Source organism: Longispora urticae (assembly GCF_053902585.1).
Genome location: NZ_JAQZSH010000039.1, coordinates 76,350 through 86,888, shown reverse-complemented (window position 1 = coordinate 86,888; position 10,539 = coordinate 76,350). Strand labels below are relative to the sequence as shown.

Genomic DNA, 10,539 nt, shown 5'->3' with positions numbered 1-10,539 from the left:
CCCCGCCGCGGCCCSMCGGSCCCCGGAGCAGTCACATGCTCCGGGGCCCGTCGGTCGGGCCGGGCCCGCGGCCCCGGCCCCGTACCCGTGAAGGTTCTAGCTCGTCACGTCCTTCGACGAGAACCGCGCCCACGCCGCCGACGTGAAGACCGCCGTGTACACCGCCGCCGACAGCAGCCCCGGTCCGACCGAGTTCATCGCGATCGGGTCGCGCAGCAGGTCACCGAACGCGTACCAGTAGTGCGTCGGCAGGTACGGGCCGAGGAACGACAGCTGCGGGATCGCGTCGAGGATCGTGCTCACGATCGTCAGCATCAGCACCGCCACGCCCGCGCCGATCGGCTGCTCCGTCAGGGTGGAGAAGAACAGCCCGATCGCGGCGAGCGCGGTCAGGCAGACCGTGACGTAGCCGCAGACCAGCAGCAGCCGGCCCACCCCACCCCAGAACCCGATCTGGGTACCCGACAGCAGGGTCATCGGCCCGCCCCCGAACAGGGCCAGCCCGGCGACGACCCCCGTGACGGCGACCGCGAGCGTGGCGGTCGCCGCGAACACGACGAGCGCCCCGAACTTGACCGCCAGCAGCCGGGCCCGGGTCACGGGCACGGCCAGCAGGTACCGCAGCGTGCCCTGGTTGGCCTCCCCGGCGATGGAGTCCCCGGAGATCGTGGCCACGGCCAGGGGCAGGAACAGCGGGATCTCCACCATCAGCGCGGCCAGCCCGACGAACAGCCCGTTGTCGGTGATCGCGGAGAAGAAGTCCCCACCACCGCCCCCGCCGTTGTCCGGGTTGTCGACCTTCACCGCGATGGCGATGATCAACGGCACGACGGCGAGGATGGCCAGGCCCACCCAGTTGCGGCGCCGGCCGAAGATGAGCATCAGCTCCGAACGGAAGAACCGGGTCGTCGGCCGGCCCACCCGCGCGGGCGCCTCAACCGCTGACATCGAAGCCCTCCCCGGTGAGTGTGACGAACAGTTCCTCCAGGTCGGGGCGCTGCACCGCGAAGCCGCGCACCGGCACCCCGTCCCCGACGAGCGCGGCGACGACCTTCTCCGGGGCGATCTCGCCCAGCAGGCCGGTGGCGGAGGACTCCCCCACGGCGACGTCGGTCAGGCCCAGGCCGCGCAGTGTGGCGGCGGCCTCCTCGGGCAGGGCGGTGTCGACCCGCGCGGTCGGCAGGGTCCGGCCCCGGATCGCGTCGATCGAACCCTGCGCGACGAGTTTGCCCAGGTGCATGACGCCCACGTGGGTGCAGATCTGCTCGACCTCCGACAGCAGGTGCGTCGACAGCATCACCGTCGAGCCCTCGGCGGCCAGCCCCGCGATGATGTTGCGGACCTCCCGGGTGCCCTGCGGGTCCAGCCCGTTCGTCGGCTCGTCGAGGATGAGCAGCTCACGGGGCTGGAGCAGGGTGCCGGCCAGGGCCAGGCGCTGTCGCATGCCGAGCGAGTACGCCCGGTAGCGCTTGCGGGCCGCCGGCAGCAGCCCCACCCGGTCCAGGGCCTTGTCGATCCGGGTCGTGGCCGTCGCCCCGTCGGCGGTGCGGTCGGCCGCGTCGAGCCGGCGCAGGTTGTCGCGCCCCGACAGGTACGGGTGGAACGCCGGCCCTTCCACCAGCGAGCCGACCTTGGACAGCGCGGCCGCGGCCGGGGTACCGAGGAGTTCGTGCTTGCCGGCCGTCGGGCTGATCAGGTTCAGCAGCATCCGGATCGTGGTCGTCTTGCCGGAGCCGTTCGGCCCGAGGAAGCCGTACACGGCCCCGGTCGGGACGGCCAGGTCGACGGCGTCCACCGCGACCTGGGCCCGGAACCGCTTGGTGAGGCCCTGGGTGCGGACCGCCAAGGGGTTGTACGTCACTGGGCCGCCTCGTACAGCTTCCGCGGGGCGACCGCGCCGACGATCACGCGGCCGTCGTCGGTGATCAGCGCGGAGAACAGCTTCGAGCTCAGCAGCCGGCCGCTGCCCCAGTCGCCGCTGACCTTCGGCAGCTGGCCGAGGATGCCTCCGGCCTCCTTCGGCATCGTGCCGGGCCGCGCGACGACGACGGTGGTCCAGCCGGTGCCCTTCAGCACGGGCTTGGCGGCGTCGGCGGCCGGCGGCAGGTCGGACGGGCCGGGCGCGGCCGGGGCCTCGGACTTCTCCGTGCCGGGCGGCGGGGTGAACTGGAAGTGCTCGGCACCCGGCTTCTCGAAGGAGATCTGCTGGAAGCCGACCTCGAAGGCCGCGGCCGAGCTGCCCTTGGCGAAGACCTGCACCCGCAGCGGGACGTGCCGCTCGCCGTCGACGGCCACGTGCACCGAGCCGATCAGCGAGTCCTTGTCGCGCGGGGCGAGGATCAGGTCGTACGCGGCCCGGCCGGCGACCGTGACGTTGCTGGCCGTGGTGACGACCGTGGACGGGTCGATGGTGGCCAGCAGCCGGTCGGCCGCCTCCTGCGGGGTCTTCGGCAGGTTCTGCGGGTCCAGGGGCCCGTCGGCCTTGTGCTCACCGGTGACCTTGGAGTGCACGGCCTTGTGGTCCTTGCTCGACCACAGCCACAGGTCGTCGTCGTTGCGGATCACGTCGGACTCGCCGAGCGTGCCGAGCAGGGCCAGCCGGATCTTGTCCGGGCCGGCGTACCAGACCTTGAGGGTGTGGTTGCCGCTCACCAGGGACGTGAAGTCCGAGCCGCCCCCGGCGCCGGCGAACGCGGGCAGCCCCAGGTCGGCGCGCTGCACGACGGTGCCGCTCAGGGCGTCGAGCTGGGCCCCGCGCAGGTCGACGAGAAGTTGGGAAGCGGTGCGTTTGGGCAGGTCGGGCGCGTTCGTGGCGCCCGCGATCTGGCTGAATCCCACGACGGCCGCGACGGTGGTGACGATGCCGACCGGGACCGCCCAGCGAAGCCTGTTGTCAGTCATGCCCCCCATCCTGCGCCGCCGACCCTGTGAGGAGCCTGAGAGCGCCGCCGGGCGGGGCCGCGCGCGTGGCAGGCTGTGGGCATGCGGCTGCTGGTGGTGGAGGACGAGGAACGACTGGCCCGGGCGCTGAAGCGGGGGCTGGAGGCCGAGGGCTTCGTCGTGGACCTCTCCGCCGACGGGATCGAGGGCCTGGAGGCCGCCCGGTACGGCGACTACGCGGCCGTCGTCCTCGACATCATGCTGCCGCGGCTGTCGGGGTACCGGATCGTGGCGACCCTGCGCGCGGAGGCCAACTGGGTGCCGGTCCTGATGCTGTCGGCCAAGGACGGCGAGTACGACCAGGCCGACGGGCTCGACGCCGGGGCCGACGACTACCTGACCAAGCCGTTCTCGTTCGTGGTGCTGCTGGCCCGGCTGCGGGCCCTGTTGCGCCGGGGCGCCCCGGAACGGCCGGCGGTGCTCGCGGTCGGGGACCTGACCCTGGACCCGGCCAGCCGGCAGGTGCGCCGCGGGGAGGTCGACATCGCGCTGACCAGCAAGGAGTTCGCGCTGCTGGAGTACCTGATCCGGCATCCGGGGACCGCGTGCTCCAAGATCGCGATCCTGGACCACGTCTGGGAGGCCGGCGCGGACACCGACCCGAACGTGGTGGAGGTGTACGTCGGCTACCTGCGGCGCAAGATCGACGTGCCGTTCGGGCGCCGGTCGGTGCAGACGGTGCGCGGGCTCGGATACCGGCTCGCCGACGACCGGGGGGCGTGATGGGCGGCACCGGTGCCCGGGTGACCTCCCGGCCGGGGCGGACGGGATGACGCGCCGCCTGGACCTGCGGACCCGGCTCGTGCTGCTCGGCACCGCCGGGGTCGCCGCCACCCTCGCGCTCGGCGGCCTGCTGCTCGTCCTCGCGCTGAAGTTCGCCCTGCTCCGCTCGCTGGACGACACCGCCCGGCACACGGCCAACGACGTCGCGGAGCTGGCGCTGGCCGGGGAGCTGTCCGACCCGGTACCCACCAGTGGTTCCGGGGTCGTGCAGCTCGTCGACGGTGACGGGCGGATCCTGGCCGCCTCCATCGGCGCCGACCGGCTCGTCGCGCTGCTGCGCCCGGACGACCTGGACCGCGCCCGCACCGGCCAGACGATCCACCTGCGCGGGCCGGAGGGGGAGACCCTGGTCGTCGCCGCCCCGGTACCCGGGCAGGGCACGGTGCTCGTCGAGGTGTCCGCGCGCGACGCCCAGCAGACCGTCCGGGCGCTGCGGACCACCCTGCTCGTCGCGTTCCCGCTGCTCCTGGCCTGCCTGGTCGCGATCGCGTGGCGGCTGGTGGGCGCGACCCTGCGGCCCGTCGAGGAGGCCCGGGCCCGGCAGCGCGCGTTCGTCGCCGACGCCGCCCACGAGCTGCGCAGCCCCCTGGCGAGCCTGCGGACCCAACTGGAGGTCGCCGCGCACCTCGGCGAGCAGGCCGACCCGGAGGAACTGCTCACCGACGTCGCCCGGCTCAACCGGCTCACCGACGACCTGCTGCTCCTGGCCCGGGTCGACGAGCGGGCGTCCACCCGGCGGGAACCCGTCGACCTGCTGGACCTGGTGCGCGGCCTGCGGGCCCGGTACCCGACGGTGGCCGTCACCGGCACCCCGCAGTCCACCTCCGGCGACCGGGGCCAGCTGGAGCGGATCGTGGCGAACCTGGTCGACAACGGGCTGCGGCACGCCCGGGGCACCGTGGCCGTCGACGTGTCCCGCGACGGCCCGCAGGTCCTGGTCACGGTCACCGACGACGGCCCCGGCATCCCGGCGGAGGACCGCGAACGGGTGTTCGGCCGCTTCACCCGGCTCGACGACGCGCGCGGCCGCGACGGCGGCGGTACGGGCCTGGGACTGGCCATCGTCCGCGAACTCGTCGCCGCGCACAACGGCACGGTCCGGCTCTCCGACGCGGCCCCCGGGCTGCGCGCGGAGGTGCGGCTACCGCGGTTCGTCGGGCCGGTGGAGGTGGCGGACCGGCAGGTAGGCCAGTAGCCCGATCGGGGCGAGCAGGATGGTCACCAGCAGGATCGGCCCCGTGACCAGCGGGTGGATCCGGCGTTCGCGGCTGTCCAGGTAGATCCACCGGCCGACGAACAGGTCGAACGCGATGAAGTGCGCCCAGCCGACGGTCGCGCCCAGCGGGGTGCCGAGCAGGTCGCGGATGCCGTCGAGGGTCGGACTGGCCACCGCCGGCAGGATCGTCGTGATGTCCGGGAGGACCAGGAGCAGGTACACCACGGCCGGCGGGGCGGCGATCCACGGCGAGGACACGATCCGCCGGGTCCACGACCAGGTCGGGGCCAGGATCATCAGCGCCCAGAACGGCGCGGCCATCGAGAAGATCGCGGAGAACACTGTCCGCACGGGTCACCTCCACCGGCGCGTGTCGCCGCGCCGAGTATAGGGGGTAGCATCGCGCAACCCACCCTTCTGGAGGAACGCAGTGCACCGCATCGTCCGCACGGCTGGCGTCATCAGCCTCCTTCCCCTCGCCCTCGCCGGCTGCGGAGACAGCACGAAGGACGCCCCCACCCCTGAGCCCACCCTCACCGTGGCCCTGCCGAGCCCGACCCCACCGTCCACGGTGAAGGCCACCCCCGCCGCCCCGGGCGTGAAGGCGTGCCCGGTGGCCGCCGACAAGCTGTTGACGGACCTGAAGACCTTCGACGCGGTGTACCTGGGCGCGGGCGCCCCCGAGAAGCTGGAGAAGGTGGCCTGCCAGGACAACTTCGCGCTCGCCAGCGCCGTCGGCCCGATGCAGAGCGCGCGGGTGCTGTTCGCCTACGACGCGACGACGAAGAGCTGGCGCGCGCTGACGGCCGGCCCGGGGCAGATCTGCACGGAGCAGTACGTGCCGGCGGCGACCGCGAAGAAGCTCAACTGCCAACCGGCGGGTTAATACATCCCTTTTACTCCGATACGGTTACGCTTCCGGCTGACCAATACATCGGAGAAAGGGTCAAGATGGACACCTTGAAGTCCGGCGAGAGCCTCGGCGTGGAGCAGAAGCTCACCTCGAACAACGGCAAGCACGCGGTGCGGCTGCAGGGCGACGGCAACCTGGTGCTCTACACCGACGCCGACGTGGCCTGGTCGAGCGGCACCGAGGGCAAGGGCGCCGTGCGGGCCGAGCTGCAGTCCGACGGCAACTTCGTGCTGTACACGTCCGACAACTCCGCCGTGTGGGCGACCGACACCTCCGGCTCGGGCACGTCGCTGACCCTGCGTAACGACCGCGAGCTCGTGCTGTCGGGCGGCGACGGCACCGTGCTGTGGACGTCGAACACCTCCAACGGCGAGGCGCTGGAGGCTCCGGCCCCGGCCGCCGCCGAGCCCGCGGCCGCCGCGCCAGCCGCCCAGACGTACACCGTGGTCGACGGCGACACCCTGTGGGGCATCGCGGAGCGGTTCTACGGCGACGGCAACCAGTACCAGAAGATCGCCAGCGCGAACGGCATCGCCAACCCGGACCTGATCAACGCGGGTCAGACGCTGACGATCCCGGCCTAGGGAACGCCACAGGGAGGGGTCCGACGCGGGCCCCTCCTTTCGCGTGCGCCGTCACTCCGGACCGGTCAGCCAGTCCAGCTCCCAGTCCAGGTGGAGGAGCAGAGCCTCGAACAGCTCAGCGGGGTACCGGTCCCCGCACAGCTCCCGCGCCAGCGGTACGAACGCCTCCAGACACGCCCGGTGCACGGCCAGCACCGACTCCCTGGTGGCGACGATCGCGGGCAGCCCCTCCAGGACGGCCCGGTGCCGGGGCGCCAGCAGCGCGTACCGTCGGCTCGCCCCACCCGGGTCCGCGACCGGTGCCGCGAGGTGCATGAGGTCGAGCAGCAACCGGCGCACGAGGGTCGACCCGGAGGCACCCAGCACCCCGTCGCCCCGGAACACCACCATCGGCAGCAGCCCCATGACCCGGAAGAACTCGGTCGTGACCGCCACGGCCAGGTCCCGGTCGACGGCGGGCACGGTCGGCCCGTCGGCCAGCAGGGCGTGCAGTCCGGACGGGTCCCACAGCGCCACCAGCCCGACCCGGGACCGCCCCGGCACGTCGGCCACCGTGCCCACCGACAGGTCGAACCGTTGCCAGTCGGGCGTGACCTGCGTGAACACCGGCGCGGCACCGACCTGGGACCGGAGCACCGTCGGCGTCACCGCGTCGCACACCGCCGGCCAGTCGGCCAGGAACCCCGCGACGTCGTCCACGACGAGCCACAGGTCCACATCGCTGTACCGGTCGGCGTCGCCCCTCCCCCGGCTCCCGGCCAGCCACAGCCCCCGGGACCCCGGGTGCGCGGACAACGCCACGGTCAGGTCGTCGATCAGCATCGGCGCAGCGTACGCGAAAGGGGCCCCACCAGGGGGCCCCTCCATCGTGCGGGTGACTACTTGGCGCCGCGCGCCGCGTCGAACCGGGCCGACACGTCGCTCCAGTTGACGAGGTTCCACAGCTGGTCGACGTAGTCCGGGCGGACGTTCTTGTACTGCAGGTAGTACGCGTGCTCCCACGCGTCGAACACCAGCACCGGGGTGGTCCCGACGCCCACGTTGCCGTGGTGGTCGTAGACCTGGGTGACCTGGAGGCGACCCGACAGCGGCTCGAACCCGAGCACGCCCCAACCCGAGCCCTGCACCAGCTTGGTCGCGTTGGACAGCTGCGCCTGCAGCGCCTCGAACGAGCCGAAGTACTCGTCGATCGCGGCGGCCAGCTCGCCCTCGGGACGGTCGCCACCCTCCGGGGACAGGTTCTCCCAGAAGATCGAGTGCAGGACGTGACCCGAGACGTTGAAGGCCAGGGTCTTCTCCAGGCCGACGATGCCCGCGTAGTTGCCCTTGTCGCGGGCCTCGGCGAGCGCGTCGAGCGTGGCGTTGGAGCCGGCCACGTACGCGGCGTGGTGCTTACCGTGGTGCAGCTCCAGGATCTGGCCACTCATGGCCGGCTCCAGAGCCGAGTAGTCATAGGGCAGATCAGGCAGGGTGTAGATGCTCATCGGCTTCCTCCGGAGAAAAGAATTGCGCGAGCAAGCGCGGGCGCATGAGTGCGGGGCTGGGGATGAGGTGTGAGTTCGACCGGACCAGTGGGACACAGGGGAACGCCTCGTACACCCTGAATGTCTCCTCCCCGCACGAGTCAAAACTATACCGGCGCGCGGAACCGAAGATCGCCAACACCGTTGCGTAGACTGCCGTCTATGGAGTTTCGCGAGGTTCTGCGCCGCCGCCGGATGGTCCGCGAGTACGACCCCGACCGGCCCCTGTCCCCCGAGATCGTGGAGCGGATCGTCGCCCACGCGCTGCGCGCCCCGTCCGCCGGGTTCTCCCAGGGCTGGGGGTTCCTGGTCCTGGAGGGCCGCGAGGACCTGGACCTGTTCTGGGAGGTCAGCACGTTCGGGAAGGACAGCCGCAGCGGCCGGACCGCGGCGGCGGGCATCCTCGACGACTGGCTCGCCGGGATGCGGACCGCGCCGCTGGTCGTCGTCGCCCACTCCCACAAGGACGCCTACCTCGACCGGTACGCGCAGCCCGACAAGGGCTGGACCGACCGCGCCGAGGACCGCTGGCCGGTGCCGTACTGGGACATCGACGCGGGCATGGCGGCCCTGTTGATGCTGCTCACAGCCGTGGACGAGGGCCTGGGCGCGTGCCTGTTCGGCATCCAGCCCGAAAACCACGACGCGTACCGGGCGGCGTTCGACGTTCCGGAGGGCTTCGTGCCGATCGGCGCGGTGTCGGTGGGCTACGTCGCGCCGAAGGAGTTGAAGGTCACCCCGGAGCGGCGCGCGTCCGTGGCGGCCCGGCGTCGGCCGGTCGCCGACGTGGTGCACCGCGGGCGGTGGAGTTCCTAGTCCTCAGCGCGGCAGGTGCCGCTCCAGGAAGTCCAGTTGCAGCGCCGCCTGGGCGATGCGTTCGGTGATCACGACACTGAAGTGACCGGCGTCGAACCGGTACACCTCGTGGACGGCGCCGCGCTCGGCCAGGCGGCGCACGTAGTTGTCGATCTGCCGGGTCGAGCAGCGCGGGTCGTTGTCCCCGGCCGTGATCAGCACCGGGGCCCGGACGTGGTCGACGTGCGTGATCGGGGACGCGTCCGTCCACACCTCCGGCCGCTCCTCGGGGCCGCCGCCGAACAGCGCCAGGTTGTAGTCGCGGAGCATCTCGGTCGCGTCGGCGTGCAGGGTGTGGAAGTCCCCGATCGGGACGAGTGCCAGGCCGGCCGCCCACCGTTCGGGCTGGGTGCCCAGGCCCAGCAGGGTCAGGTAGCCGCCCCAGGAGGCGCCGCCGAGCACGCACCGGGCCGGGTCGGCGATGCCGGCGGCGACGGCCCAGTCGTACACGGCGGCGGTGTCCTCGAGCTCTGGGCGGCCCGGGTTGCCGACGAGCGCGTCGCGCCAGGCGGTGCCGTAGCCGTGCGAGCCGCGGTAGTTGACGTGCACGACGCAGTACCCGGAGTCGACGAACGCCGACCGCCCCGGGTGGTACCGGTCGACGTCCTGCGCGTCGGGCCCACCGTGCAGGTAGAAGATCGTCGGGTACGGGCCCTCGCCGGCCGGCCTCGACAGCAGCACGTGCACCCCGGCGACCCAGTGGTCCTCCAGCGGCGCGGCGTCGGGGGCGTGCGCGCCCAGCAGGACCGTGCCGTCGAGCCGGCGGACGACGGGGCCGTGCTCGGCGGAACTCCACCGGTACTCCACGTCGCCGTCGGGGCGCACGGCCGCCGCGTCGATCACGCCGCGCGGGGTGTCCAGCCGGGCCAGCGCCCCGGTGTTGAGGTCGAGCTGGTAGAGCTCGTCGCGGGCGTGGTGGGAATGGGTGAGCAGGAGCGAACGCCCGTCGGGGTACCAGCTGGCCGACACCTCCCCGGGCAGGTCCACCCGCACCTCCGCCCCGTACCCGGTGACCGGCTCCCACAGCAGCAGCTCGTGCTTGCCGTGCCGGTCGTGGGTGAGCAGCAGCCGGTTGTCGGTCGGCGCGAAGTCCACCACCGACAGGCCGTGCGGGTCGCTGATGTCCCCCACGGTCTTGCCGTCGAGGTCGAGCACCCGCACGGCCCGGTGCCGGGAGTCGGAGTTCTCCGAGTGCTCGACGGCCAGCAGGGTCTCGTCGGCGTTGAGCGCGCACACGGACGCGTCGCGCGGCGAGGAGTACACGACCGTGTCGCCCGCGCGGACGGTCACCCCGTCGGCGCCCGACACCCCGACCACGGTGACGGTGGCCCCGGGCACCAGCCCGACCGGGTACCCCGGGCCGAGGGTCGCGAACGCCGGCTCGGCGGGCGCGGAACCGTCGAACGGCTCGCGCATCCACACCCCGTACTCGTCGCCGTCGGTGTCGGCGAACCACCACACCCACCGGCCGTCCCGGCTGACGGCCGCCGACTGGGTGCCCTGCGGCCGGTCGGTGACCTGGCGGTGCGTACCCGTCGAACGGTCCCAGGCGTAGACCTCCAGGACTCCGCTGGCCGTGGACCGGTAGACGGCGCGGTCCGGGGCGTCGCGGGCCCACTGCGGCGGGAGGATCAGCGGGGTACGGAAACGGCGCGCCCAGCGCGGTTCGTCGGACATCCCGTCAGCCTCCCAGCCCCGTCCACGGTCATCAAGGCCGAACGCCCT

General features: G+C 72.8%; 12 protein-coding genes. 5 read left to right on the top strand and 7 right to left on the bottom strand.

Annotated features, from left to right (window positions below; translation table 11 throughout):
* Positions 1-96: 96 nt before the first annotated feature.
* The 3 genes from PT931_RS26725 to PT931_RS26715 are packed head-to-tail and all read right to left on the bottom strand — an operon-like array spanning position 97 to position 2,910.
* Entirely contained in the window at positions 97-948 is an 852-nt protein-coding gene (locus tag PT931_RS26725; RefSeq protein ID WP_456248457.1) for an ABC transporter permease, read from the bottom strand.
* Positions 935-1,861: an ABC transporter ATP-binding protein gene (locus tag PT931_RS26720; RefSeq protein WP_456248456.1), complete on the bottom strand. Its 927-nt coding sequence runs from the start codon at positions 1,859-1,861 to the stop codon at positions 935-937. The genes PT931_RS26725 and PT931_RS26720 overlap by 14 nt, the downstream gene beginning before the upstream one ends.
* Complete coding sequence (locus tag PT931_RS26715; protein WP_456248455.1) at positions 1,858-2,910, bottom strand: LolA family protein; 1,053 nt, start codon at positions 2,908-2,910, stop codon at positions 1,858-1,860. Before PT931_RS26715 ends, PT931_RS26720 begins: the two co-directional genes overlap by 4 nt.
* 72 nt (positions 2,911-2,982) lie before the next feature.
* Here PT931_RS26715 and PT931_RS26710 point away from each other — a divergent pair, with 72 nt between their 5' ends.
* Positions 2,983-3,663 (top strand): response regulator transcription factor, encoded by a 681-nt coding sequence (locus tag PT931_RS26710; RefSeq protein ID WP_456248454.1) that lies wholly within the window; start codon positions 2,983-2,985, stop codon positions 3,661-3,663.
* A 46-nt stretch (positions 3,664-3,709) separates the two neighbouring features.
* Positions 3,710-4,918 carry a sensor histidine kinase gene (locus PT931_RS26705; protein ID WP_456248453.1) on the top strand — a complete coding sequence of 403 codons (1,209 nt, stop codon included), beginning with the start codon at positions 3,710-3,712 and terminating at the stop codon, positions 4,916-4,918.
* On the opposite strand, the gene PT931_RS26700 is transcribed toward PT931_RS26705, so the two are convergent.
* Positions 4,865-5,290 (bottom strand): ABA4-like family protein, encoded by a 426-nt coding sequence (locus PT931_RS26700; RefSeq protein WP_456248452.1) that lies wholly within the window; start codon positions 5,288-5,290, stop codon positions 4,865-4,867. The genes PT931_RS26705 and PT931_RS26700 overlap by 54 nt on opposite strands.
* A gap of 79 nt (positions 5,291-5,369) precedes the next feature.
* Between PT931_RS26700 and PT931_RS26695 the strand changes: the two genes are divergently transcribed.
* Together PT931_RS26695 and PT931_RS26690 are read left to right on the top strand one after the other, a co-directional pair.
* Positions 5,370-5,825, top strand: a complete 456-nt coding sequence (locus PT931_RS26695; protein ID WP_456248451.1) for a hypothetical protein — start codon at positions 5,370-5,372, stop codon at positions 5,823-5,825.
* Positions 5,826-5,890: 65 nt separating this feature from the next.
* On the top strand, positions 5,891-6,436 hold the full coding sequence (locus PT931_RS26690; protein WP_456248450.1) for a LysM peptidoglycan-binding domain-containing protein: 546 nt from the start codon (positions 5,891-5,893) through the stop codon (positions 6,434-6,436).
* Between the two features lie 51 nt (positions 6,437-6,487).
* On the opposite strand, the gene PT931_RS26685 is transcribed toward PT931_RS26690, so the two are convergent.
* Both PT931_RS26685 and PT931_RS26680 read right to left on the bottom strand, forming a co-directional pair.
* Entirely contained in the window at positions 6,488-7,258 is a 771-nt protein-coding gene (locus tag PT931_RS26685) for a hypothetical protein (RefSeq protein ID WP_456248449.1), read from the bottom strand.
* Between the two features lie 56 nt (positions 7,259-7,314).
* Positions 7,315-7,920: a superoxide dismutase gene (locus PT931_RS26680; RefSeq protein WP_363722453.1), complete on the bottom strand. Its 606-nt coding sequence runs from the start codon at positions 7,918-7,920 to the stop codon at positions 7,315-7,317.
* A gap of 201 nt (positions 7,921-8,121) precedes the next feature.
* On the opposite strand from PT931_RS26680, the gene PT931_RS26675 reads away from it, so the two are divergent.
* Positions 8,122-8,775 (top strand): nitroreductase family protein, encoded by a 654-nt coding sequence (locus tag PT931_RS26675; protein ID WP_456248448.1) that lies wholly within the window; start codon positions 8,122-8,124, stop codon positions 8,773-8,775.
* A gap of 3 nt (positions 8,776-8,778) precedes the next feature.
* On the opposite strand, the gene PT931_RS26670 is transcribed toward PT931_RS26675, so the two are convergent.
* Entirely contained in the window at positions 8,779-10,491 is a 1,713-nt protein-coding gene (locus PT931_RS26670; protein ID WP_456248447.1) for a prolyl oligopeptidase family serine peptidase, read from the bottom strand.
* Positions 10,492-10,539 lie beyond the last annotated feature (48 nt).

Bases quoted from the DNA above. Each gene is read 5' to 3' on its own strand.
- PT931_RS26670 (WP_456248447.1), bottom strand. From the start codon at position 10,491: ATGTCCGACGAACCGCGCTGGGCGCGCCGTTTCCGTACCCCGCTGATC.
- PT931_RS26705 (WP_456248453.1), top strand. From the start codon at position 3,710: ATGACGCGCCGCCTGGACCTGCGGACCCGGCTCGTGCTGCTCGGCACC.
- PT931_RS26725 (WP_456248457.1), bottom strand. From the start codon at position 948: ATGTCAGCGGTTGAGGCGCCCGCGCGGGTGGGCCGGCCGACGACCCGG.
- PT931_RS26715 (WP_456248455.1), bottom strand. From the start codon at position 2,910: ATGGGGGGCATGACTGACAACAGGCTTCGCTGGGCGGTCCCGGTCGGC.
- PT931_RS26685 (WP_456248449.1), bottom strand. From the start codon at position 7,258: ATGCTGATCGACGACCTGACCGTGGCGTTGTCCGCGCACCCGGGGTCC.
- PT931_RS26710 (WP_456248454.1), top strand. From the start codon at position 2,983: ATGCGGCTGCTGGTGGTGGAGGACGAGGAACGACTGGCCCGGGCGCTG.
- PT931_RS26680 (WP_363722453.1), bottom strand. From the start codon at position 7,920: ATGAGCATCTACACCCTGCCTGATCTGCCCTATGACTACTCGGCTCTG.
- PT931_RS26690 (WP_456248450.1), top strand. From the start codon at position 5,891: ATGGACACCTTGAAGTCCGGCGAGAGCCTCGGCGTGGAGCAGAAGCTC.
- PT931_RS26675 (WP_456248448.1), top strand. From the start codon at position 8,122: ATGGAGTTTCGCGAGGTTCTGCGCCGCCGCCGGATGGTCCGCGAGTAC.